The following is a 23,098-nucleotide window of genomic DNA, read 5'->3' as shown; positions in this document are numbered from 1 at the left end:
GGCGCAAATGCGGCCTATCGGGTTGCACGTTCCGCTATCTCATGGAATTTCCGCGTTGACGGCCGGTTGGTTCTAAGCGGAATTGTCTTTGTTTTGCGCAATGGTTTGCGGGGTAGGCCCAGATACGATCACTGCGCCCACGCCTTCTTCTCAAGCACCTACATAGAATTATTGCACCCAGAGCTCAATCTATGCAACAGAGCAGATGGGAGTAGTGATTCTTAGCTGTAAACGCAGATTCAATAAGATTGGGGCGGGGATGTTAGTAGACAAGTGTTTGCTGATCACGGGGGGGACCGGGTCATTCGGAAATGCGGTGCTGGACCGCTTTCTTCACAGTGATCTAAGTGAAATCCGAATTTTCAGTCGTGATGAAAAGAAACAACATGATATGAGGCTTCGGTACGCTAGTCCGAAGCTGAAGTTTTATTTGGGCGATGTTCGAGATTATAACAGCTTGGCAGGTGCGTTGCGTGGCGTGGACTATGTCTTCCATGCGGCTGCTCTTAAGCAGGTTCCGTCCTGTGAGTTTTATCCGATGGAAGCCGTGCGTACAAATGTGTTGGGCACCGAGTGCATGATTAACGCTGCGCAGGCCTGCAATGTTCGCCGAGTGGTCTGCCTTAGTACGGATAAAGCAGTTTATCCTGTGAGTGCAATGGGTATCTCCAAAGCGTTGATGGAGAAGGTCGCCAATGCCAAGGCGAGAGAATTAGGCAATTCGGGAACGACGATCTGCACGACGCGTTACGGGAATGTGATGGGATCGCGCGGTTCGGTTATTCCCCTCTTTATAGACCAGATCCGACAGCGGATACCTCTGACGCTGACAGATCCGAGCATGACGCGTTTCATGATGACGCTTGAGGAAGCGGTTGAACTTGTCATGTTTGCGTTTACGAATGGTTCGAACGGGGACATATATGTACAGAAGGCGCCAGCGGCGTCGTTGGCCACGCTCGCTCGAGCATTGTGCGAACTGTTAAATGTACCGAACTATCCCATCAAGATTATTGGAACGCGACATGGCGAAAAACGCAGTGAAGCGCTTTTGAGCCGGGAAGAAATGGCGCTGGCAGAAGACCTTGGTGGCTACTATCGCATTCCACCTGATAACCGGGATTTGAATTACGCGAAGTTCTTCGAAGAGGGGCACTCGGAGATTACTCGGGCCGATGACTACAGCTCTGATAACACGGATCAACTTAGTGTTGAGGAAGCCAAATCACTTCTTTTGGAGCTGAGTGTGGTTCGAAAGGCCCTGAAGGGTGAGTTTCAAGCCGTGGATGATGCTGCATGATCAAGGTGCTTATTCTGGGCGCCAACGGTATGCTCGGCTATACCCTTTTACGCAGCTTGAGTCTGAGCGCAGACTACAAAGTTCATGGTACGCTTCGCGGTGATGTAAGTATGTTGCCGGATGTGCGTCTGGCAACTCTGCACGGGCATATCGACGTTCTTGATAACACAAGACTGTTGGCTGCACTCAATTCGATTAAGCCGGATGTTATCCTGAATTGTGTGGGATTGATCAAGCAGCGAGAAGCATCTTTGAATGTCGAAAAAGCAGTTGCGATCAACGCCTTGTTGCCACATCAGTTAGCAAGCTGGTGCGACGCTCATAGCGCGCGACTGATTCATTTTTCGACTGATTGTGTATTTGCAGGTGACTCTGGGAACTATCGAGAAGCTGATCATGCTGATGCGGATGATCTGTATGGTCGGTCCAAGCATCTTGGAGAGGTGAATTACGGCAGGCATTTGACCTTGCGGACATCTCTGATCGGACATGAATTGGCCAATTATTTAAGTCTCGTGGATTGGTTTCTTCATACGGATTCATCTGTTTCGGGTTATGCGGGAGTTATCTTTTCCGGACTTCCGACAATCGAGATCGCTCGTTTGATCGAACATTATATCTTGCCGCATGGTGGGCTGCAGGGCCTTTATCATTTAAGTGCCGCGCCGATCGACAAGGACCGTCTACTTCGTCTGGTTGCGTCCGCATATGGGCATCAAGTGGATATCTCCCGCAGTATGCATCCTCGTCTGGACCGTTCTCTGAACTCAGACCGCCTTCGCCTGATATTGAATTATCAACCTCCTGCTTGGGAGAAGCTGATCGCCGATATGCATTTCGACTACATTCAGCACTACAAGCCTCTTCGCGAAGGAAAGAGGTGAAAGCGATGAAGAAGCTCAAGGTGATGACGATCGTGGGCACGAGACCAGAGATCATCCGGCTCTCACGCATCATTCCGCTGCTCGATGAATTCTGCGATCATAGTGTTGTGCATACCGGTCAGAATTATGACTATGAGTTGAATGAAGTTTTCTTTCGGCAACTACAAGTTCGACGACCGGATTATTTCCTTGATGCGGCTCGCGAAACACCGGCAGCGACTATCGGTCAGGTTATTACCGCGATTGATCCGTTGCTTGAAACAGAAGCACCGGAAGCGGTGCTAATCCTAGGTGATACAAACAGCGCTCTGACAGCCATTGCGGCGAAACGGCGAAAGATTCCGATTTTCCATATGGAAGCGGGCAATCGTAGTTTTGATCAAAGGGTCCCCGAGGAAATAAATCGCAAGATTGTCGATCACATCTCGGATGTTAACCTCACTTACAGTGATATAGCGCGCGAATATCTTCTGCGCGAGGGGGTGGCACCTGACCGGGTCATCAAGACCGGGAGTCCACTTGGTGAGGTACTCCGCTATTATCGCACACAGATAGAAGCTTCCACGGTCTTGCAGGATATGGATGTGAAAGCGGGTGACTTTTATTTGGTCAGTGCGCATCGCGAGGAGAATGTCGATAACCCACGCCAGTTGGCTCGCTTGGCGGAAATTCTCAACCATCTGGCGCTTGAGCGCACAGTTATTGTCTCAACACACCCGCGCACGCGCAAACGTATCGATGAATTGCAACTCGAATTTTCGGCCAATGTACGCCTGTTAAAGCCCCTCGGCTTTCTGGACTATGTCTGGCTCCAAATAAATGCGAAAGCCGTTTTGTCTGACAGCGGCACCATTACCGAGGAAGCTTCCCTTCTCAATCTTCGGGCGCTCAACCTGCGTGAAGCGCATGAACGTCCAGAAGGCATGGAAGAGGGAGCTGTCATGATGGTTGGCCTTGAGCTGGAGCGGGTCCTTCAGGGACTGGCTATTTTGGAACGTCAGCCGGTAGGAGAGGCGCGATTGATGCGTCTGGTAAACGATTATGACGTGGACAATGTCTCGCAGAAGGTGCTGCGCATTCTGCATAGCTATACCAGTTACGTGAACAACTACGTCTGGCGAAAGGGGTGAGGACATGCGCCTTCTCATCCTCAGTCAATACTTCTGGCCTGAGAACTTTCGCATCAACGAACTTGTCGTGGAGCTGGAGCGGCGTGGGCATGAACTTTGCGTTTTGACCGGGTTGCCGAACTATCCAGACGGCAAAATTTTTGCGGAGTTCCGAAACTCGCCGCGTCAATGGAACAAAATTGGCAATACGGATATTGTCAGGGTGCCTCTTGTGGCGCGTGGTCATCGGACTATCAGTCTCGTTGGCAATTATCTCAGCTTTGCCCTGTCGGCGGCTACGCTGGGTGCTTGGAAACTGCGGGGCCGGGCCTTTGATGCGGTGCTGGTCTTTCAATTATCGCCGGCAACCATTGGGTTGCCGAGTGTTGTGTTGCGTCGGCTGAAACGTGCGCCAGCAGTATTCTGGATTCAGGATCTGTGGCCGGATACGCTGGATGCAATGGGTGTTGTTCGATCAAAGCGGATTCTGCGTTGGGCCGATAGATTTCTTTCCTGGGTTTACAAACGCACAGACCATGTACTTGCTCAATCCCAAGCGTTTCTGCCGCGTCTGCAGCAACAGGTGCCGACACATATTCCGGTGAGCTATCTGCCAAACTGGGCGCCACCTGGTGATGGAGCCGAATGTGCGGACAAACGGGGAAAAAAATCCGTCTTTCACATCTATCATCTCGGCAATATTGGTGAGGCGCAAGATTTTCCAACGGTGCTTGATGCGATAGCAACGCTGGCTCATCGCGATGATCTGCACTGGAATTTCGTCGGTGATGGCAGGATAGCCGAATGGTTCAGAGCGCAGTTGGAACAACGCCGTTTGACGCATAGAGTCAGTTTGCATGGTGTTTTTCCGCCGGAGGCGATGCCACGCTTCCATGGTGCAGCGGACGCTCTTTTTGTTTCGCTGAAAGCAGAGCCACTTTTCGCGCTGACTGTACCGAGCAAAGTGCAGTCATATCTGGCTGCGGGCGTGCCATTGCTCGGAATGCTCGATGGCGAAGGTGCTCGTATCATTCAAGATTCCGGTGCCGGGATCACATGCCCGGCTGGCAATAGCGCAAAGCTCGCCGAAGCCGTGGCAAGTCTCATCGAAATGTCACAAGAAGAGCGCCTGCAAATGGGGGTGGCGGGGCGTGCTTATTATCAGCGGGAATTTGATTTCATGCGTATCGTGGATAAGCTGGAGCATATTCTCGAAGATCTGGCCAAGCACGGGAATAACTTGCGGAAGTGTCCTGGCTGATGGCTTTAGAAAAGGCCCCCAATTTCCCTCGCTCGTCTGAGAAGACTGTTAGCAGCTTGAAAGAGCTAAGCTTCACCAAGTCGCGCGGCGCGACGGCTGCGAGCAAGATCATTTTGCTGTTCAGTGGTATAGCAAACTCCTTGTTATTACCATTGGTTCTGGAGCAATCGGCCGTAGGATTGTTTTTTCAGGCCCAGGTCGCGATTGCTGCCTTATCCACTGTTGCGCAACTCGGCTTTACTTTTACCATCCCGCATTTTCTTTCTACATATGTAGCTCAGCATAAACTGGCGGAGGCGCGTTTTTTTATCGTTTCCGTTACATTTGTTTCCATGCTCATTTCTGCCTTACTAACAGGGTTCTATTTCGCCATTCTCTTTTTTATGAAGAATAATTTGGGCGCGATTGACAGCATAATATGGATTTGCGTGATTCTGATTGCCGCTTTCAATGCTCAGGCAGTAATCGTTTGTGAAATATTAAGGGCTTTGCGATCTTACGGTGCGGCAAATTATCTAATTACCTTGTCGAGCCTTTTTATACCGGTATATCTTTGTATTATATTTATTATTTCAGATAGATCTGAAATTCATAATGTTCTTTATTTTGGTCTCGCAGGTTCATTTGTTGTATCAATTCTTTCTATTATTAAATTGATTGGAAGAATAAAAGATTTTCCGCGAGAGAGATTCCACAGAAAAAGAATTGTTGTTTTTACAATCAAGTCTATCCCCAATCTTCTCAGTTCCCTTGTACTTTTTCTGGTGTCCCAGGCTGATATACTTCTGCTTTCACAATGGTATGGAGCAAAGGAAGTCGCGGTTTATGGCATAGCGACGCGTGTTTCGGGACTGTTGCTTTTCCCGTTGGCTGTCGCAAATGCCGCTTTAGCGCCTGTCGCAGTGGAGTATAGAATTACTCAGAGAAACACTGAACTGCGAAAGCTCGTTTCATCAACGGCAAGAAACAGTACTTTTCTCGCAAGTACGGCCTATGTGGCCTTCCTTTTGTTCGGATATTATCTGATCAGTTTTTGGAACGAAGCATATATAGAAGCATACTATCTGTTTGCCATTCTCGGATTTGCACAGGTCGTACATGCAGCTTGTGGCGCGGCAGGCATGTTGCTGATGACGGGCGGGCAACAAGTCTTGACCATGCGGATAACCTTGGTTGTGGGGGCGCTTACAATCCTGTTGGCCATTTTCGGGTTGGAGTATTTTGGCGTGGCAGGACTCGCGGCGGCTATAGCGATAGGCAATATTTTGCAGGTGTTTCTTTTTGCGTTCCAGGCGAGACGGCGTTTCGATCTTGATACCACCGTTTTTGGAATTCATCCTCCGCAATCACGTCAGGTACAGGTTACTCCATCATGACCGAAGCATCTCAACGCTCAATTGTCGTGCTCGGAGGAACAGGGTTTATGGGACGGCTGTTCGCCGCTGATTTCTCATCGAATCCTGAGTGCGAGTTGCACTATCTGGTCCACCGGAGTAAGGCAGACTGGCTTACCGATGCTTCTGTGAATGTGGTTGATATTCGTGAGGGACACTTACGATCAGCACTGGGAGAGCTGTCGAACTGTGACGTTGCAATCAATATGTTGCGACCCGACGGCAGTGGTTGGTGTCTGGATTTTTTGAAAACTCTTCTCCCCGCCCTTGGCCAGGCAGGCATAAAGCGCCTCGTCCATCTCAGTTCCATAGATATTTATAACGGGAGCCATGCCCAGTTTATTGATGAGGAGAGCGCGCCTATGCCGGATAGCGCTTACGCTCAGGAACATTGTCAGATTGAGGATTTACTTCGTGCTTCTTCAATGGCTCTGTCCGTATTGCGATTGGGTGCTGTTTACGGCGAGGGCGGGCGTAATGTCATTTCATTTTTCAATGAGGCTCAAGCTGCACCTTTGTGGAAACTTGGCTTGAGAAGAGCACTTTATGGACGCCGCCGCATGCATCTAGTGAGCGTGGCATCTGTGCTATCTGCGGTCAAACATGCGCTGGTTCAAACGGGGAAATATAGCACACTGCTCGTTACGGATGACGATGATGAACGCAACAATTTTGCATATATGCATGAAAGAATTCTTCACGTCTGTGGCAGAGGGAATTTGGACAGCGTGCCACAATTTCCCTCTTTCTGTTTAGAAATGGCATTGAAAGCACGGGGGCAGTCTACGGTTTTACCTAGACGACGCTTTTCCACTGAGCTGCTGGAGCGGGCGGGCATTAAGCGTCCCGATTTTGCTACCGAGCTTGACTTGTACCTTGAGAAACTGGCGTTTAGAGGCGTCCAATGAGATTGCTGCTCACCTGTGTATCCCTGGATAGCGAACGCGGTGCGGGAACGGCTGAGAGAACCCGGCAATTAACGAAAGCGTTGATTGCGGCGGGACACGAATGTTCTGTCGCGACGATTGAAGCCGGTTCGATAGCCGATGAATTGGCGGCAGACGGCGCACGAATTTACATAACCGGGTCGGCTCGGATCAGATTCACAATACCATTTGTTTCTCCGTGGCGTTTGTGGAGTTTGGTAAACAGGGCTGAGATCGTTCATATTCTGGGATACTGGAATCTTCTGTCCGTCTTGACGGCGTTTATAGCCTTCCTAGCGAATAAACCATTTCTCTTATGCCCGGCCGGTGAACTGGCCTTGCTGAAGGAAGCCCGTCCCGTGGCGAAGCTATTCCACCGACTTTTGGGTTGGTTATTGCTTGGAAAAGCTGTCAAAATTCTCGCCATTACCGAGCTGGAGAAGCAGCAATTCGTGGACGAGCTGCATTTGCCTGCGGATCGCATTGTCGTTTTGCCAAATGGTGCTATTGCTGGCCCCATCGGGTCGACCGATGCCCCGGTCGGGGAAACGCCGGCTGGCTCTTATATCCTTTTTGTAGGTAGGCTCGCACATATCAAGGGTCCGGATCTTCTTGTTGATGCGTTTGGGATCATTGCAAAACATTATCCTGACATAAGTCTGGTGCTCGCTGGCCCCGATCTGGGACTCCAAGAGAGGCTTCAAGCTCGGGCTATGGAAATGGGGCTGACCCAGCGCATCCGTTTTCTGGGCTTTGTCAATGAAACGCAGCGCACGGAGCTTTATCGCGAGGCGCTGTTCCTTGCTATTCCGTCACGCGCTGAAGCCATGTCACTTGTCGCCTTGGAGGCGGGTGCATCAGGTCTTCCAGTTGTCGCTACAGATCAATGCGGCCTTTCAGTCGTCGAAGAAATTGATGCCGGCGTGATTTGTGCTTGTGACATTGATGCGCTCGCGCATGCTCTTAAATCAATGCTGGAGAACAGCGAACGCAAGCAACAGGGTCAGCGATGGTACGGATATGTGCAGAGACACTATGCATGGAGTAAAATCGCAGACGATCTTGTTACTATGGCAGGGCAGCTTAAATGAGAATGCCAAAAGTAAGTGTCGTGGTTCCGGTTTATAATTGTGAAAAATATCTTGCTGAGGCGATCACAAGTCTGCTCGAGCAGACTTATACGGAAATGGAAGTTATAGTCGTTGATGATGGTTCGACCGATTGTTCTTATGAAATAGCTGCCAAATTTCTGGGTCGGGTTCAACTCATCCGGCAAACAAACCAAGGGCAAAGCGTGGCGTTGAAGAATGGCTGGAACGCTGCATCCGGTTCGATCTTGTCATATCTGAGCGCTGATGATCGTCTGCTTCCAAACGCCGTGGAGCGGTGTGTGAATGTATTGAGCGATAGTCTTGGCTCTGTGCTCGTTTATCCAGACTTCTACGTGATTAACGCGCAAGGCCAGACAACTGGATTGGTAACACCGCCGGATTATTCGGAATATGAGTTGTATGCCCAGTTGCACTGCCTGCCGGGACCGGGCGCATTCTTCGTGCGGGCCGCTTATGAGCGAGTAGGGCCATGGCGAACGGATCTGAGACAGATGCCGGATTTAGAGTTCTTTCTTAGATTGGCGTCCATTGGCAGTTTTTTGCATCTTCCAGAACCTCTGGCTTGTTTTCGTATTCACGATGAATCGGCGAGCTATCGGCCTGTCAGTGTTGCCCGCGCCGAAGAACCACTGGATATTGTTGAGGGTAAACTCTCAGTCTTTTCTCAACCACACCTGGCAGGCTATCGCGGGGCTGCTCATGCAAATGCGCTTCTTTTGTCTTCTATCGTTCATTCAAAATCGGGGCGGATATTCACGGCGTCAAGACGAATGGCGAAAGCGGTCATTTCCAGACCGCAATCGATTTGGAGCAAGCGTGGCATAGCTGCTTGTGTTACGCTTGCACGGACAGTGTTTTCTCGCGGTTGACAGGAAACTTGACGAGCGCAAATCTGACAAGGGCGATGAAACCGACGGCCAGAGAAAGCTCGACACAATAGATAAAAAGAGTCCAAGGAAAGCCCATTTGCACGAACAGATAGGCTAGGGATACCCCCACGGCCGTCGTGCAGCCAATGTTCCGTGTCACCCTCGCACTATAAACTTCCAGTGCGTGACCCAGAAGCATGGTCACGAACACAAAGGCGGTAATAAGCACCAAATTGCCTGTATACGAAGCGATGCCGATTGGCCCAGGCAAGGTAAGAAATACAAAACCTTTTACATCAGCATAAAGGTCGCCGGACATGTGCTGATAGATCCCTGCAGTACCCATGCTAGGATCTTCGCTTAACGCTGTTTTGAATAACGGCATCCCGAGGTTTTCATACGAACCTGCGGTAGTCATGACACCCTCTAAGCCGACCCATCGCATGATAAGAAGTGACTTCAGTTCATGCACGATAAACTGAATGCGCAAGCTCATCGTTGGCCCAACTTCCACTTCACTCAGCGGTGGGCTCGAATTTAAAGGAGTGGTGGTAGGCACTGCTGGGTATGGCTCGATGGCGGCGCTGCTCTTGGGAGCGTTATCCGCTGTGTGCGGCACAATTGATATTTCGGGCGCGCCGGTCGTTGGCTCATTTCCTTGGTTTACATCTGACGGGGGCGCTGTAGTCACAGGCGGCATAAAGTCAAAGCTGCGTTGAAGGCTGACGGCGGCGATCGATAGGCCGAATAAGAGCCCGCAGACAAATAATGCGATGAGCATCGGGATGCGGAATATTGCTTTGAGGCCGTCTCTGCTGATGACAACCAGAGTTGCCGCAAATACATACAACAGAAACTGAACCCGACTTCCCATCGTAAACGATGCCATGAAGCCGACGATGCCGGAAATATAAAACAACAAAGGCGATGCGGGCCTGTTTGAATCTTGGAGCCAACACGTGAGTGTTAGCGCCCCGATAAGCGCTCCCCAGGTAATGATAAAAGCCAATATCGGGTAAAGGGGAAACGGAAAATCTATACCTGATGGGTAGCCAATGCGTAACACATTCCACCGAAGGTTGATGCCGTATATTATAATTGCAGTAAACATAAGTACTGCCAGTAAAAGTCTGAGAACTGGCCGCGTTGTGGTGGGAATTGAGAATGAGGAAAGGGCTATGTGTCTCGTAGATGGAGCAAAATGGCTGACGATATTAGCCAGGAAAGCTCCAAGAAGGCCTGCTGATGCAAAACTAAGTGCCTTATCCCAATGTGCGGCGCTGCCATCGAATTGGCCCACCGGTTCGATAAGGTCCATCCCGAACGAATTCAAAGAAAGAAACTTGATAAAGAAGCCTAAAGAAAGAAACAAAGCGACTGTCGATAAGAATACTGAGGGGCGCCAAACCAGCGCCGTCATACCATATGTAATCGCTATAACCCCGAATACCAAGAATGAGAAAATACTGCCTTTATATAAGGGCGCGCCCAATGAAAATAAAATCAAGATCAAGGTTGGGAATGATAATAGTAATATATTGTAATTGATTTTCTTTATTCTTGTTGCTGCGCCTGACATGGCGAATTGCCCCTTTTAAAACCAAGCCCCAAAGTATGGCAAATTTCCTATCTGAAGCGTGGCAAATGCACAAGCCGATGTAACATTACCGGTGAACGACCGGACAAATGGAAGGCCGAGGTCACTTCAGTGTAGAAGCGTCGTTAGAGGAGGCTCGGGAAATCTGGACGGCGGGTGTAAGTGGAATTTCTGCCTGACTTCGGCTTAGGTGCCAAGGAACAGTATTGGGCAATGCTGGACGAACCAGCCATGACAGCATAATTTATACGAAAGGGTCTCCGACAAACCCGGGGCGGTTCATTACCTTACCTTAACCCGTGAGGATATTTTCCGCGCACTTTCTTGGATTTGTCTTCCTCGAGCTGATGGTGGCATTCTCGAAACCACTAGTGAAAGCCAGGAGGTTACCACGGGACTGAACAGCTTTTTCAGCGCTATTCTGGAATTCCCGGAGGTTCAAAAAGGCCAGCTGGCTGATGCAAACCAATGCGCATTTGGTTTCAGAAAAAAGCAAAAGGATGCACACTTTGTATTCGTGAAGGAGGAGTTTTTAGCATCTCTTTCAATCAATCCGGCCTTCTTTCAGAGGACAGTTCTTCCCGAATTGGAAAAGGTAAACGCGGTAAGAAGGACAAAGAGCGGATGGGTTGTACAAGCTGAACAGATAGGAATAAGCAGGCGCCCATATTACTATAAGTTCCACGAAGAAAGATTAATCAGTTATTTTGCAACGGCGCGATGGTATGATTTCCTATCGGTGGTGAATTGAAACCTATCGAAAAACATATGGCAAAAACGTGATTTTGCCATATGTTCTTATTCATGGCCGAGTGCCGCGCAGCAAAGTGACTGCTTGGTTTTTTGCTACGGTCATAGGCATTCGTGCAATCTTGAATATTTCACAATTGGAATAAATCTGAAGTTTATCGATTAGATCACTCGGCCCACGAAGGGAAACGAGTTGGTCAACGCGGCGTTAGCAATCCGTGCGAATATTGCGTTACCCAGTTTGTCAGCAAAAATGTGCCCGCGAATGACAATCGCTCCCTATTCGAGGTCATTGCCGTTCTCTAGGCATAACTGCGCTCAGAAATCACCTCCTCGGACATGATCAGAAAAAACCGACCAGCCATGACATAGGCTTAGACATATTTTTATGTAGTCCTTGCAAGAGTATTCCATCTTGTATACTAGAATATATCAAGCCAGACGGAGTGCTGGCTATCGTTTGGGAGGAGTGATTTCGATGAAAAAGTTGCTATGGGCAGTGGTGGCCGCCACAGCTATGAATATGGTGCCGCTTGCTGGCATGGCGCAGGCGCAGGAAGTTCCCGCGCTCGGCAAGAGTGCGCGCATTGACGCTATCAAGAAGTCGGGTGAATTGCGTGCTGGCGTTCTTGCCAACCCGCCATGGCTTGTGGAAGACACCACCGGCTCCGGCCAGCCCTGGCGCGGGCCAGCTTGGACGCTTGCGCAGACCTATGCCGAGAAGCTTGGTGTCAAACTGGTTCCCGTTCTTGTTTCGCACGAAACCAAGGTGCCGGTTCTGGCTGCCAATCAGGTGGACATGACGATTTCGCCACTCTCCATGACGAAGCAACGGCAAGAAGTCGTTGATTTCGTCACTTATTCGCGGACGGCTCTCTGCGTGTTCGGCAAGGCTTCCAACCCCAAGGTTTCGGGCGCCAAGTCGGTTGACGACTTCGACAAGCCGGAAGTGACCATTGCTTATTTCACGGGTGGCGGCGAGGAAAACTGGGTCAAGGAACGTTTCCCCAAGGCTACACTTCGCGGCGTGACAAGCGCGGGAACAGCGGCTCCGATGGAAGAAATCATGGCGGGCCGCGCGGACGTGGCACCGATCAATCGCATTCCCTTCGTGGCCCTCAGCCGCAATGTGAAGGGCCTTGAAGCGCTGCCGCGTGAGAATAACTGTCAGGACAGCACCGAGGCCGTCAATGAAATCGGTCTGGCTATAGACAAGAACCAGCCAGAATATCTCGCATGGCTGAAAGCCGTGGCCGAGCCTATGCTTCCAGAACTTCTCAAGGAAGAAGAAGCAGAAGTCTCCAAAATGTAAGCCACATGGACTTTGCGCGCGTCGGGGTTTGGTGCGCGCAAATCCTGTTCTGTTCAGGCAGAACTTTCAGGGTCCCGGATCTCTGGATATTGACACATGGAATTCAATTTCAGCGCTATTTTTGATAGCTGGCAGTTCCTGCTCAGCGGCTTGGTGGTGACGCTTTTGCTGGCCGCCAGTGTGAGCGTGTTGAGCTTCTTTCTAGGGCTTCTGCTCACCATCGCCCGTCTTTATGGACCGAAATGGCTGAGCCGCATAACGATCTTCTATATCGATACCATGCGCGCCATTCCGGTTCTGGTGGTTCTCGTCTGGGTTTATTTCGCCTTGCCTATCACTACTGGGATCAATCTGCCGCCATTCTGGTCGGCGCTGTTCTCGCTGTCGCTGCATCTGGCCGCGTATGTTGCCGAAGTGATGCGCGCTGGCATCCAGTCCGTGCGCCCCGGCCAGGTTCGCGCCGGTCTTGCGCTTGGCATGTCGCAGGCGCAGGTTCTGCGCAAGATCGTGCTGCCACAGGCTTTCGTGCGCATGCTGCCATCCTTCGGATCGTTGCTGTCGCTAGCGGTCAAGGATACGGCTATCGCCACCGTGATCGCCGTGCCGGAACTCATGCGCCGCGCCGAAGCGATTGCCGGGCAGAAATACGCACCTGTCGAGGCCTATACCACCGTCATGATCCTCTACTTCATCATCATCTTCCCGCTCACCCGAGGCGTCGACATGCTCTATCGCCGCATTTCCTTCCTGGGGCGCTCATGAGTTTCGACTGGTCTATCATATGGAAAAGCCTGCCCGCCTTGGGCCATGGCGCCTTGATCACCATCGCGCTGACTGTACTGACGATGCTGCTCGCAACGCCTTTGGGGATTCTGATCGCGGTCATGCGTGAATCGCGCTTCAAAATCGTTGCGCTGATTGCGACTTGTTATGTGGAATTGCTGCGCAATCTGCCAATCATTCTGGTCGTCTATTGGGCGTTTTATGTGCTGCCCATGATGAGCGGTCTTGCACTTTCGCCATTTCTGACCGGGCTTGTCGCGCTGGTCGCCAACAATGCCGCCTATAATTCGGAAACATTCCGCTCTGGTATCCGTTCAATCCGCAAGGGGCAGACCGAGGCAGGCCTGGCTCTGGGAATGAGCGAATGGACGGCTTTCCGCAAGATCGTGCTGCCGCAGGCTTCGCGCCGCGTTTTGCCGGTGTTGGCAACCACATGGGTCACGCTGTTTAAGGACACGTCGCTGGTATCGGTGATAGCCGTCGGTGATCTGGCGCATACGGCGCTGCAAATCCGCTCGCAGACCTTCCGCGTGATCGAACTTCTGACCGCAATGGCCGCGATCTACTGGCTGCTGGGTTATCCGCAGGCCAAAATCGTTGACTGGATTCACCGCAAATACGGGGTTACCGAATGACATCTTCCAACACAGCACCCGTAAAGACTGGCGACGTTGTCATTGAATATCGCAATGTCCGCAAATCCTACGGCACATTTGAAGCCCTCAAGGATGTCAGCCTGAAAGTGCATCGCGGCCAGGTGGTGTGTCTCATCGGCCCGTCCGGCTCTGGCAAATCCACGCTATTGCGCTGCACCAATGGTCTGGAAGCCATCAATGGCGGCGAGATCAGGATTGATGGCATCGGGCTTACGCAGGACCCCAAACAGGTTCGCGCCATGCGTCAGCGCATGGGGATGGTATTTCAGAACTTTGAGCTTTTTCCGCATAAAAATGCGCTCGGCAACATCATGATGGGGCCGACCACCGTTCTGGGCTTGTCGGAAGGGAAAGCAAAGGAACGCGCACTGGCTTTGCTCGCCAAGGTGGGGCTTTCGGACAAGGCTGAAAATTTCCCGTCCAATCTGTCTGGTGGGCAGCAGCAGCGTGTCGCCATCGCCAGAGCCCTTGCAATGGAACCGGAAGTCATGCTTTTTGACGAACCGACATCGGCGCTCGACCCCGAGACCATCGGTGAGGTGCTCAATGTCATGAAACGGCTGGCGGATGACGGAATGACCATGATTGTCGTGACCCACGAAATGACCTTCGCCCGGCGTGTTGCCGATCAGGTCGTGGTCTTTGCCGATGGCCAGATCATTGAACAGGGGCCGCCGGAGCAGATTTTTGAAAATCCGAAAACTGCACGCACGAAGGATTTTCTGAGCCATCTCGGCTGGGACGGCTGACGCATGGCGGTACTTCCCGGATCGACGCATAATCCAGAAAAGCCGGTGCCCGGCGCGGGTGCTCCCCCCACGGTGGGGAGCATTCTCGACGCCATTCGCAACGATATCATCACACTGCGCCTCATGCCGGGTAAACGGGTTTCGGAAAACGAACTCGCCCGATATTTCGGTACGAGCCGCACACCGGTCCGCGAGGCCCTGTTGCGCTTGGTCGATCAGGGACTTGTGGAAGTCTGGCCGCAACGCGGCACCTTCATCATGCCGATTTCACTGGCCGCCGTGCAGCGCGCGCGTTTCGTGCGCAATGCGGTGGAAGTTGCGGTTTTCAAACGTGCTGCCGAAGAAGGGCTTGCTGCGTCCATAATGGGCGAACTCGACGCCATCATCGCGATGCAGGAAGGTTCAAAGGACTCTCCTGAGGATTTCACCATCGCCGACGATGCCTTTCACCGTACTGTCGCCAATGGCATTCGGATGGGTGACATATGGAGCCTGCTGGAGCGGGAAAAAGCGCAGTTTGATCGCTTGCGCTTTCTGAGTCTGCCCAATGTGACCCCCGTGGAGTTGCTCATCGAACAACACAAAGCCATGCTATCAGCCGTCAAACGCCGCGATCCGATTGCTGCGGAAGCTGCCGTGCATGTTCATCTTTCAGAAGTCCTGAAAGTCACCGACCATCTGGCTCAGCGGTACTCCGATCTCATCGTCAACGACCTTTGAACGGCCCGGTCAACAGGTCGCTGCTTCATGTTGGATGGCCGCGACTATGCCGTTGGTAAGCATCCGATTGAGACACGAAACCACCTGTTCGGCAAATGGCCCTTCCATCAGCGCGGGCGGCAGAAGACCCTGCAACGCGGCATAAGCGGCAAATATATCCGATGCGGACTTTGTATGGGCCAGTGCTGTGGTAATTTCTTCACCTCGTGGATCATTCAACGGATATCGCTGGCCGTTCTCATGATGGCCCAAACCGTAACGCATCCATGCCGCTGTGGCGAAAGCGAAAGGCGTGGTGTCACCGCCTTGTTCAATCAGTTCGACGGCTGGCGCAAAGATGCGCTGCGGCATTTTTTCTGTGCCGTCCATGGCGATCTGACGCGTTTCGTGCGCGATGGCCGGATTGGCAAAGCGAATGGCCAGTGCCTGCGTATAAGCGTCCAGATCGGTGTCGATCGCGGGCAGGGTCCGTGCTGCGGCGCGCAAATGGCGCTGCACGAGTCTGGTAAACGCCGCGTCCGCCATTACATCACGTACATAGGTCTTGTTCGCGAGAAACCCGGCATAGGCCAGCATTGAATGACTGCCATTGAGCATGCGCAGTTTCATTTTTTCAAAAGGGCGGACATCCTGCGTAAAGGTAGCGCCCATCGCCTCCCATGCCGGACGTCCGGCAGGGAAATGATCCTCGATCACCCATTGCGAAAAGGCTTCCGTCTCAATTGCAGCCTCGTCTTCGCAACCGATGGCCTGTGCGGCGTCGGTGCGGGTTCGGTCGGTTGGTTGCGGTGTGATACGATCCACCATGGTTGCCGGGAAAGCAACCTCTTCCGCGATGCGGTTCGCCAGTTCAGCGCCATGCGCGCGCGTCGCAAAATCGATGATCGCAGAGCGTAACAACGCGCCATTATCCGGCAAGTTATCGCAGCTTAAGACGGTAAATGGCGGCAGGTCCAATTCGAAGCGTCGTTTCAGACCCAATGTGATGAGGCCAAGCACGCCTCTGGGCTGGTCAGGCATTGCGAGGTCGGTCTTGACTGCTGGATGCGCGGGATCGCAACCACCGCTGCGCAATAGACCATAACCTTTTTCCGTCACTGTGATACTGACAATCCGGCACTTGGACTCTGCCATGAAAGTCAGCGCTTCAGTGCTGGCGGTCGGTCCGGCAAGCACTTGCCTCACCGAGCCGATAACGCGGGCGTGGCTTTCCTCACCACGCACGATCAGTGTGTAATAGCCATCCTGCGGATTAAGCGCTTCGGCCACGTCGGTTCCACGCAGCGAGACGCCAACGATCCGCCAGTCAGACGGTACTTGCGTCAGGGCAGCGTCAGTGTAAGCGGCCAGATGCGCACGGGCAAAAGCGCCCAGGCCGAGATGCAGGATACCTGCATCAAGAGCCTGTGGATCATAAGCAGGCCACGTGGCCCCATTCGTTGGGCTGCTTTTGGCCGATAATCTCATCACGCGTTTCCTGTCGTCAGCGGATGCTCCAGCGCGGTCATGATTCCACGCAGTTCCGCCAGACCTTTCAAGCGACCGATGGACGGATAGCCCGGTTGTCCACGACGGCCAAGATCGTCCAGAATATCCTGTCCATGGTCGGGACGGAACGGGATTTGCCAGTCCTTGCGACCGGCGGCCTTGCGCCTGCGTTCCTCGGCCAGAATGGCAGCGACCATGGCGACCATATCCGTGCCGCCTTCCAGATGACCTGCTTCATGGAAAGAGCCATACTGGCCCGCATCTTCAATTGTGACATTACGCAGATGCAGGAAATGGACGCGGTCGCCAAGACGTTGCATCATTCCAGGCAAGTCGTTGTCGCGTCGGGTGCCGAGCGAGCCGGTGCAAAGCGTGATGCCGTTGGCCGGGATATCCACCGCTTCGATGATCTGGCGGTAGTCCGCCTCCGTGGACATGACACGCGGCAGGCCGAGAAGCGGGAACGGTGGATCGTCCGGATGGCAGCACAGGCGCATGCCGAGTTCTTCGGCAAGCGGAGACACTTCCGAAAGAAAATCAACCAGATGACCGCGCAGTCTCTCCGCGCTGATATTGTCATATTTGGCCAAATGGTCCCGCACATCGGCAAGGGTGAAGTTTTCGGCTGCACCCGGCAGACCGTAAACGGTATTGGCGGCGAGTTCCTCACGCCGTGCATAGCTCATCGTTGCAAAACGCTCTTTTGCAGCAAGCACTACATCGACAGGGAAACTTTCGGCAGCGCCTTTGCGTTGCAGTATGTGAATGTCGAAAGCGGCGAAATCGATAAGATCGAAGCGCATACATGTCGCGCCGCTATCCAGACGGAAGGCAAGATCCGTGCGCGTCCAATCCAGCACTGGCATGAAATTATAGCAGATCACCTCTATGCCAGCGCGGCTGAGATTCGTCATGCTGGTTCTCCAGTTGGCGATATGGGTCTTCCAGTCGCCGGTCTGCCGTTTGATATCTTCGGATACCGGCAGACTTTCGACTACTTCCCAAGCGAGTTTGGAAGGCGCGCCGTCATTCATGCGTCCGATCTGGGCCTGTCGCAGTGCAATTTCGTCTGCAGTCCATACCTCGCCAGTCGGCATGTGATGCAGGGCTGAAACAACCCCCTCCACACCTGCCTGTCGCATATCGTCAATTGACGTCAGATCCTTTGGACCGAACCATCTCCAAGTCTGTCGCACGTTTTGCCTCCATGTAATAACCTCTGATTACCAGATGGTGGACTAGTATGGAAGATGAAATACGTCATAATGACTTGATGAATGGCGCAGCGAGTTGCTTGGTCTTGGCGGTCCGGGCGGAGGCACTTAAGGTGCACTCACAGCGTATTGAGCGAATAAAAAAACGATTCATATTGCTATGCTTATTCGCTGATTTTTTCCTGGCGCTTGTAGTGAAACGTCAAGGCTGCTCGACTTAGATGTCAGGCAATATATTGATAAATAACATATAAATCCAATTTGATATTCAGAGGAAATCGAGAAATTTTCAATGAAACGTTTTATTGACAGGTGTTTCCCTCGCGGTTATGGTCACGAGGTAGCTGGCAGTTAGGAGGAGACTTCGCGTTGGTAACAAGCGAAGCGACGATGCGGCTACACAATGGGAGGAGAAAACATGTCATTGCGTCTTGGTCGCCTTTTGGGCGGCGTTCTACTTGCGTCTGCAGCGTATACGAGCGTGGCGTCTGCTGCCTGTGAACTCAAGATCGGTACCCCGGCTGTTTTGTCGGGTCCGGCAGCCCAATGGGGCATCGCTTTGCGCGACGCCGTCAATTTTGTCGCCAAGGAAACAACCGACGAAAAGCGTCTGGTTATTGATGGAACTCCATGTTCGGTTTCCACTGTCGTGATTGACTCCAAATATACCGCCGAAGGCGCAGCTTCGGCGATGAACCAGCTTGCCGCTCAGGGTATCAAGGTCATTGTCGGGAGTGTCGGCTCGCCGGAAGTGACCGGTATGAAGCCTGTTGCAGCACGCAATCGCATGGTTGCTATGGTTGATAGTTTCGCCAAGAACGCAATTGGTCCTCAATGGCCGAGCATATTCCACATCGGTCCCGGACCGTCTGGTTGGGCCGGTCCGATCATTGATGCCGGTCGCGAGCGTTTCAAGTTCGACAGCGTAGCGATTGTGGCTCCGAACGATCAGGGCGGGACCGATGTTGCTGGCGTAAATGCGCAGATATTCAAGGAGAAGGGCGTTAATGTCTCCGAAGAATACTACCAGCGCGGAACCAGCAATTTTGCGCCGATCGTCACGCGCATAATGAGCGCAAATCCTGGGGCTCTGGATCTCGCTTCATCGCCTGCGGGCGATGCTGGCATAATCGTAAAACAATTGCGTCAGGCTGGCTTCGAGGGACCCATTTTCCGTCTGGGTGGTCCTGGTTTTGATGAAATTGCCCGTGTGGCCGGTGGCGTCGACGTGCTGAAGGATTTCCTCTGGTACGAGCCGATCTATATGGACGAAAACACGCAAGCTTTGGAAGACAAGTACAAGAAGCTAATGGGTTCACCGCGCCCGGAAAATAGCGACTTCTTTCGATGGGTCTTTGCTGCCCGCATGATGATTAAAGCTGCGCAAGCTGCCGGTACCGTCGACGATTCCGAGAAGATCGCTGCCGAAATGCGCAAACTTTCCGTGGAAGACGAGAACATTGGCAAGGGTCATTGGATCGGCCAGTCCTTCTTCGGCATCAATCAGGAAATGTCTTATCCGTTCGCTATTGGCATCGTTCAGGATGGCAAGAAGCAGCCTCTGCTGCGCGCGGAAGCAGTTAGCGAAAAGTAAGGCAGCGTATCATGGAAAGCTTCATCACGACGGGGCTGATTGGTATCAGTCTCGGCTCACAATATACTTTGCTTGCGCTTGGGTTCACACTGATTTTCGGGATCCTCGGCGTGGTGAATTTCGCTCACGGCGGCTTCTATGTAATGGGCGGCTACGTCGCCTATTACTGCACTACAATGCTCGGATTGCCTTATCCTGTGGCGGTGTTGATAGCCCTTGTGGCGACGGCAGTGCTCGGTTGGTTGTTTGAGGCAATCATTCTTGAAAGAGTGATTGAAGATCATCAGGCGACATTGATGGTCACGATGGGCTTCTATCTCGTCCTGGCCACTGCGATCCTGGTAATTTTCGGGGCTGAATCGCCGCAATTCTCTTTCCCTGTAACCGGGGTCTGGCGTTTTGGTGGCATCTATTTCCCCTATGCTAATATGATCGTGCTCGCCGCATGTCTCGTGGCTATCGCATTGGTCTATTGGTTGATCTATCGCACCAATGTCGGGCGTGGCATGCGAGCAATGGCCGAAGATCGCGCGGTAGCAAGCGCGCTCGGCATGCGGACTAAGGCGCTCTTTCCTTTTGCATTTGCTCTCGCCACCGGGCTCGCCGGAGTGACGGGTGCGCTGGTCACACCAATCCTGTCACTCGCCCCGCATGTTGGAGATGCGACGCTCGCTTATTCGTTCATTACCGTCATTCTGGGTGGCCTTGGGAGTGTCACCGGTGCCACCGTCGCTGCCTTCATTGTCGGTATGGTTGAAGCTTATGCTGCCGTCTATCTCGGCGGATCCAAAGGTGCGCTCACGCTTTTTGCAATCGTCATGGTGACGCTTGTGGTTCGCCCACAGGGACTTTTCGGCAAGGAGGTCCGCCGTTCATGAGCCGCACCACCATTTCCTCAGACATCACCATTCGACGTCAGCCATTCTTCAGTATTCCTGATTGGATCACACTCGGCCTGGTGCTTCTGTCCTTTATTGTGCCACTTGTCAGCACCAATCCGCAGGTCTTGTCTCAGACCAATTTGATCCTGATCGCGGCAACGGCGGCACTCGGCGTCTATATTATGCAACGGCTCGATCTGATGAGCTTCGCCGTGCCAGCTTTCATGGCTGTCGGTGGCTATACCGTTGCCATATTGAGCCTGAGGCTTGGCATTACCGACATTTTTGTCCTCTCGGCAGCAGCCTTTCTCGTGCCGGTGCTCTGTGCAATTCCGCTTGGCTCGTTGATATTGCGATTGAAGGGCGTCTATTTCGTGCTGGTCACTTTTGTGCTGACCGAAATCGTCCAGCTCCTGCTGTTTGAAGCTGAGCCGTTGACGGGTGGAGCAAACGGACTTGTCGGCATGCCGCCAGTGACGTTGTTCGGTATGGACCTGTGGGACAATTCCCACGTTGTGCTCACTACCTGCGCACTCGCCTTCGCCGGTTTCCTGATCACTGCCGCCTTCACACGTTGGTATCGCTACGAATTTGCAGCCATTGAGACCAACGATGTGCTGGCGGAAAGCCTCGGCCTCCCGGTCTGGAAATATAAGGCGATGGCGTTCTGCGTTGCGGCTGGCGTGTCGGGCTTCGCAGGCTTTGCGCTCGTCAACATGCTCTTGACCGCCCATCCCACGTCCTTCGCTCCAATGTCATCAATCACCTACATCACCTACGCGATCGTTGGTGGAAAGCGGACCATTCTGGGCTCGCTTGTGGGTGCAATCGTTCTGGTCTCGGCGACCAATTACTTCGCACTTTCCGGTGAACTGTCACCTGGCCTCTTCGGTGTGCTGATCATTGTTGTGACGCTCGTGGCACGCGGCGGTCTGGTCGGTATCGCAATCACGCTCATCAAGCGTCTGCGCGGCACAGATAGTGGCTCGGTTGGGAAAGATCGGACCAAAGCGACGGTGCATGAAGGCAATCTTGCTATTGGGGAGAATGGTCGATGAACCAGACTTCAACAAATGCCCTGAAAGCGGATCGCATCTCCAAGGCATTCGGCGGACTGAAGGTCTTCACCGATGTCAGTTTCACCTTGCCAGCTGGCGGACTTCTCGGCGTCATTGGACCGAACGGTGCTGGCAAGACCACGATGATTAACATCATCTCGGGTCGACTGAAGCCAAGCTCGGGCCGTGTTCTTCTTGGCGACACGCAGATCGACGGCAAGCCTGTCTATGAGAATGCTGGTCGAGGTCTGGTGCGCAGCTTCCAGCAGACCGCAACCTTCAATGGCTACACCGTCGAGGACAATCTTCTTTCGGCGCTCCGCTTTTCAAAGAGAGGGCGGTCGGCACTCGAACAGCTGTCTCCGCTGCTTGATCAGTTCGGTCTCATCGAAAACTGGACGCGCAGTGCGGAAATTCTTCCCTACGGACTTCAGAAGATGCTGGGTCTCACCATGGCACTTGCAACACAGCCAAAGGTGCTTTTGCTCGATGAACCGGCGGCAGGGTTGGAAAAATCCGAGCGAACCAACATCGATACCTATGTGCGTTTCGCTCAAGAAGCCTTCGGCTGCGGTGTGCTTCTGGTTGAGCACGATATGGAGTTGATCAAGCGTCTGTGTCCGTCGGTCATTGTTCTCGATGGCGGCAAGCTCATCGCAGAAGGCCCGCCGGAAACGGTGCTGACAAATCCGGATGTAATCAATGCCTATCTTGGGGGCAGCGATGAGGAGGAAGACGATGCTCAGCATTCGTGATTTGCATGTGACCTATAGCGGCACGCACGCATTGTCTGGTGTCGATATAGCAGTCGAAGCCGGCCAGACGGTACTTCTCATCGGGGCCAATGGCGCAGGGAAGTCCAGTCTGATCAATGCTGTTATCGGGCTCGTCAGAGCGGCTCGTGGCCAGATCAGTTTCGATGGCCGTGATATTTCCGGTCTTTCGAGTGATGCGCGCGCTCGGCTTGGTATTGGCTACTCACCTGAAGGACGACGCGTTTTTCCAACCATGAGTGTCAAGGACAACGTGCTGGCAGGCGCAGGTTCGCTCGGTACACGTGATCAGTCGAAGGCCTGGGATCGTCTTGTGGCGAGTTTCCCTTTTCTGGCTGAACGTCAGGCCCAGCCAGCAGGTCAACTTTCGGGTGGCCAACAGCAATTGGTGGCGATTGCCAGAGCGATGTGCGGAGGCCCCAAACTATTGCTTTTGGATGAGCCGTTTCTGGGTCTCGCCCCGGTCTGGATCCAACAGATTTCGACGGCAGTACGCCAGATGCAAGAGGACGGTATCGCAGTGCTTATGACCGAGCAGATGGCGCGGCCAGCACTCAAGCTTGCGCATAGCGGACACATCATGCGCGGCGGTCTCATCCGCCGTTCGGGAACGACCAATGAAATCAGAGGCGCCGCACTGGCGGAGGAATATCTCTGATCCGTTTGGC

At 52.8% G+C, this 23,098-nt stretch carries 21 protein-coding genes; 18 read left to right on the top strand and 3 right to left on the bottom strand.

Features of this window, described 5'->3' with window-relative positions:
- Nucleotides 1–259: 259 nt before the first annotated feature.
- From ACYSN1_RS11605 to ACYSN1_RS11570, 8 genes are read left to right on the top strand one after another with little or no spacing between them, the layout of a single operon-like run.
- On the top strand, nt 260–1,300 hold the full coding sequence (locus tag ACYSN1_RS11605; protein WP_461725787.1) for a polysaccharide biosynthesis protein: 1,041 nt from the start codon (nt 260–262) through the stop codon (nt 1,298–1,300).
- The gene (locus ACYSN1_RS11600; RefSeq protein ID WP_461725786.1) at nt 1,297–2,184 is read left to right on the top strand and encodes a dTDP-4-dehydrorhamnose reductase family protein; all 888 of its coding nucleotides are present in this window, start codon (nt 1,297–1,299) and stop codon (nt 2,182–2,184) included. The genes ACYSN1_RS11605 and ACYSN1_RS11600 overlap by 4 nt, the downstream gene beginning before the upstream one ends.
- A 5-nt stretch (nt 2,185–2,189) precedes the next feature.
- Nucleotides 2,190–3,314 (top strand): non-hydrolyzing UDP-N-acetylglucosamine 2-epimerase, encoded by a 1,125-nt coding sequence (gene wecB, locus ACYSN1_RS11595; RefSeq protein WP_461725785.1) that lies wholly within the window; start codon nt 2,190–2,192, stop codon nt 3,312–3,314.
- Between the two features lie 4 nt (nt 3,315–3,318).
- Nucleotides 3,319–4,554, top strand: coding sequence for a glycosyltransferase family 4 protein (locus ACYSN1_RS11590; protein WP_461725784.1), 1,236 nt, complete (start codon nt 3,319–3,321; stop codon nt 4,552–4,554).
- Complete coding sequence (locus ACYSN1_RS11585; protein WP_461725783.1) at nt 4,554–5,930, top strand: lipopolysaccharide biosynthesis protein; 1,377 nt, start codon at nt 4,554–4,556, stop codon at nt 5,928–5,930. The genes ACYSN1_RS11590 and ACYSN1_RS11585 overlap by 1 nt, the downstream gene beginning before the upstream one ends.
- Nucleotides 5,927–6,856 carry an NAD-dependent epimerase/dehydratase family protein gene (locus ACYSN1_RS11580; protein WP_461725782.1) on the top strand — a complete coding sequence of 310 codons (930 nt, stop codon included), beginning with the start codon at nt 5,927–5,929 and terminating at the stop codon, nt 6,854–6,856. Before ACYSN1_RS11585 ends, ACYSN1_RS11580 begins: the two co-directional genes overlap by 4 nt.
- A complete protein-coding gene (locus ACYSN1_RS11575; RefSeq protein WP_461725781.1) occupies nt 6,853–7,965 on the top strand; it encodes a glycosyltransferase in 1,113 nt (370 codons plus the stop codon). The genes ACYSN1_RS11580 and ACYSN1_RS11575 overlap by 4 nt, the downstream gene beginning before the upstream one ends.
- Nucleotides 7,962–8,855 carry a glycosyltransferase gene (locus tag ACYSN1_RS11570; RefSeq protein WP_461725780.1) on the top strand — a complete coding sequence of 298 codons (894 nt, stop codon included), beginning with the start codon at nt 7,962–7,964 and terminating at the stop codon, nt 8,853–8,855. Before ACYSN1_RS11575 ends, ACYSN1_RS11570 begins: the two co-directional genes overlap by 4 nt.
- On the opposite strand, the gene ACYSN1_RS11565 is transcribed toward ACYSN1_RS11570, so the two are convergent.
- Nucleotides 8,821–10,434: a hypothetical protein gene (locus ACYSN1_RS11565; RefSeq protein WP_461725779.1), complete on the bottom strand. Its 1,614-nt coding sequence runs from the start codon at nt 10,432–10,434 to the stop codon at nt 8,821–8,823. The genes ACYSN1_RS11570 and ACYSN1_RS11565 overlap by 35 nt on opposite strands.
- 1,246 nt (nt 10,435–11,680) lie before the next feature.
- Between ACYSN1_RS11565 and ACYSN1_RS11560 the strand changes: the two genes are divergently transcribed.
- From ACYSN1_RS11560 to ACYSN1_RS11540, 5 genes are all read left to right on the top strand, one after another.
- Nucleotides 11,681–12,514, top strand: a complete 834-nt coding sequence (locus tag ACYSN1_RS11560) for a substrate-binding periplasmic protein (protein ID WP_461725778.1) — start codon at nt 11,681–11,683, stop codon at nt 12,512–12,514.
- 96 nt (nt 12,515–12,610) lie between these two features.
- Nucleotides 12,611–13,276, top strand: coding sequence for an amino acid ABC transporter permease (locus tag ACYSN1_RS11555; protein WP_461725777.1), 666 nt, complete (start codon nt 12,611–12,613; stop codon nt 13,274–13,276).
- On the top strand, nt 13,273–13,932 hold the full coding sequence (locus ACYSN1_RS11550; RefSeq protein ID WP_100648498.1) for an amino acid ABC transporter permease: 660 nt from the start codon (nt 13,273–13,275) through the stop codon (nt 13,930–13,932). The genes ACYSN1_RS11555 and ACYSN1_RS11550 overlap by 4 nt, the downstream gene beginning before the upstream one ends.
- Entirely contained in the window at nt 13,929–14,702 is a 774-nt protein-coding gene (locus ACYSN1_RS11545) for an amino acid ABC transporter ATP-binding protein (protein WP_266031138.1), read from the top strand. Before ACYSN1_RS11550 ends, ACYSN1_RS11545 begins: the two co-directional genes overlap by 4 nt.
- Before the next feature lie 3 nt (nt 14,703–14,705).
- The gene (locus ACYSN1_RS11540) at nt 14,706–15,422 is read left to right on the top strand and encodes a GntR family transcriptional regulator (RefSeq protein WP_461725776.1); all 717 of its coding nucleotides are present in this window, start codon (nt 14,706–14,708) and stop codon (nt 15,420–15,422) included.
- 9 nt (nt 15,423–15,431) lie between these two features.
- Here the strand turns inward: ACYSN1_RS11540 and ACYSN1_RS11535 are convergent, their stop codons facing one another.
- Nucleotides 15,432–16,889, bottom strand: a complete 1,458-nt coding sequence (locus tag ACYSN1_RS11535; protein WP_461725775.1) for a mannitol dehydrogenase family protein — start codon at nt 16,887–16,889, stop codon at nt 15,432–15,434.
- The gene (gene uxuA / locus ACYSN1_RS11530) at nt 16,889–18,106 is read right to left on the bottom strand and encodes a mannonate dehydratase (RefSeq protein ID WP_461725774.1); all 1,218 of its coding nucleotides are present in this window, start codon (nt 18,104–18,106) and stop codon (nt 16,889–16,891) included. Before uxuA ends, ACYSN1_RS11535 begins: the two co-directional genes overlap by 1 nt.
- A gap of 436 nt (nt 18,107–18,542) precedes the next feature.
- On the opposite strand from uxuA, the gene ACYSN1_RS11525 reads away from it, so the two are divergent.
- The 5 genes from ACYSN1_RS11525 to ACYSN1_RS11505 are packed head-to-tail and all read left to right on the top strand — an operon-like array spanning nt 18,543 to nt 23,088.
- Nucleotides 18,543–19,718 (top strand): ABC transporter substrate-binding protein, encoded by a 1,176-nt coding sequence (locus tag ACYSN1_RS11525; RefSeq protein ID WP_440630954.1) that lies wholly within the window; start codon nt 18,543–18,545, stop codon nt 19,716–19,718.
- An 11-nt stretch (nt 19,719–19,729) separates the two neighbouring features.
- Nucleotides 19,730–20,596: a branched-chain amino acid ABC transporter permease gene (locus ACYSN1_RS11520; RefSeq protein WP_078339096.1), complete on the top strand. Its 867-nt coding sequence runs from the start codon at nt 19,730–19,732 to the stop codon at nt 20,594–20,596.
- Nucleotides 20,593–21,657 carry a branched-chain amino acid ABC transporter permease gene (locus tag ACYSN1_RS11515; protein WP_100648505.1) on the top strand — a complete coding sequence of 355 codons (1,065 nt, stop codon included), beginning with the start codon at nt 20,593–20,595 and terminating at the stop codon, nt 21,655–21,657. Before ACYSN1_RS11520 ends, ACYSN1_RS11515 begins: the two co-directional genes overlap by 4 nt.
- On the top strand, nt 21,654–22,412 hold the full coding sequence (locus ACYSN1_RS11510) for an ABC transporter ATP-binding protein (RefSeq protein ID WP_461725773.1): 759 nt from the start codon (nt 21,654–21,656) through the stop codon (nt 22,410–22,412). The genes ACYSN1_RS11515 and ACYSN1_RS11510 overlap by 4 nt, the downstream gene beginning before the upstream one ends.
- The gene (locus ACYSN1_RS11505) at nt 22,396–23,088 is read left to right on the top strand and encodes an ABC transporter ATP-binding protein (protein WP_078339093.1); all 693 of its coding nucleotides are present in this window, start codon (nt 22,396–22,398) and stop codon (nt 23,086–23,088) included. Before ACYSN1_RS11510 ends, ACYSN1_RS11505 begins: the two co-directional genes overlap by 17 nt.
- The last annotated feature ends 10 nt before the right edge of the window (nt 23,089–23,098 follow it).

This window comes from Brucella sp. LJL56, from assembly GCF_054871705.1.
The sequence above is the reverse complement of the archived record's forward strand: the minus strand, read 5'-3'. Positions and strand labels throughout refer to the sequence as shown.

Coding starts and splice junctions, on each gene's coding strand:
- ACYSN1_RS11605 (WP_461725787.1), top strand. CDS start 260: ATGTTAGTAGACAAGTGTTTGCTGATCACGGGGGGGACCGGGTCATTC.
- ACYSN1_RS11600 (WP_461725786.1), top strand. CDS start 1,297: ATGATCAAGGTGCTTATTCTGGGCGCCAACGGTATGCTCGGCTATACC.
- wecB (WP_461725785.1), top strand. CDS start 2,190: ATGAAGAAGCTCAAGGTGATGACGATCGTGGGCACGAGACCAGAGATC.
- ACYSN1_RS11590 (WP_461725784.1), top strand. CDS start 3,319: ATGCGCCTTCTCATCCTCAGTCAATACTTCTGGCCTGAGAACTTTCGC.
- ACYSN1_RS11585 (WP_461725783.1), top strand. CDS start 4,554: ATGGCTTTAGAAAAGGCCCCCAATTTCCCTCGCTCGTCTGAGAAGACT.
- ACYSN1_RS11580 (WP_461725782.1), top strand. CDS start 5,927: ATGACCGAAGCATCTCAACGCTCAATTGTCGTGCTCGGAGGAACAGGG.
- ACYSN1_RS11575 (WP_461725781.1), top strand. CDS start 6,853: ATGAGATTGCTGCTCACCTGTGTATCCCTGGATAGCGAACGCGGTGCG.
- ACYSN1_RS11570 (WP_461725780.1), top strand. CDS start 7,962: ATGAGAATGCCAAAAGTAAGTGTCGTGGTTCCGGTTTATAATTGTGAA.
- ACYSN1_RS11565 (WP_461725779.1), bottom strand. CDS start 10,434: ATGTCAGGCGCAGCAACAAGAATAAAGAAAATCAATTACAATATATTA.
- ACYSN1_RS11560 (WP_461725778.1), top strand. CDS start 11,681: ATGAAAAAGTTGCTATGGGCAGTGGTGGCCGCCACAGCTATGAATATG.
- ACYSN1_RS11555 (WP_461725777.1), top strand. CDS start 12,611: ATGGAATTCAATTTCAGCGCTATTTTTGATAGCTGGCAGTTCCTGCTC.
- ACYSN1_RS11550 (WP_100648498.1), top strand. CDS start 13,273: ATGAGTTTCGACTGGTCTATCATATGGAAAAGCCTGCCCGCCTTGGGC.
- ACYSN1_RS11545 (WP_266031138.1), top strand. CDS start 13,929: ATGACATCTTCCAACACAGCACCCGTAAAGACTGGCGACGTTGTCATT.
- ACYSN1_RS11540 (WP_461725776.1), top strand. CDS start 14,706: ATGGCGGTACTTCCCGGATCGACGCATAATCCAGAAAAGCCGGTGCCC.
- ACYSN1_RS11535 (WP_461725775.1), bottom strand. CDS start 16,889: ATGAGATTATCGGCCAAAAGCAGCCCAACGAATGGGGCCACGTGGCCT.
- ACYSN1_RS11525 (WP_440630954.1), top strand. CDS start 18,543: ATGTCATTGCGTCTTGGTCGCCTTTTGGGCGGCGTTCTACTTGCGTCT.
- ACYSN1_RS11520 (WP_078339096.1), top strand. CDS start 19,730: ATGGAAAGCTTCATCACGACGGGGCTGATTGGTATCAGTCTCGGCTCA.
- ACYSN1_RS11515 (WP_100648505.1), top strand. CDS start 20,593: ATGAGCCGCACCACCATTTCCTCAGACATCACCATTCGACGTCAGCCA.
- ACYSN1_RS11510 (WP_461725773.1), top strand. CDS start 21,654: ATGAACCAGACTTCAACAAATGCCCTGAAAGCGGATCGCATCTCCAAG.
- ACYSN1_RS11505 (WP_078339093.1), top strand. CDS start 22,396: ATGCTCAGCATTCGTGATTTGCATGTGACCTATAGCGGCACGCACGCA.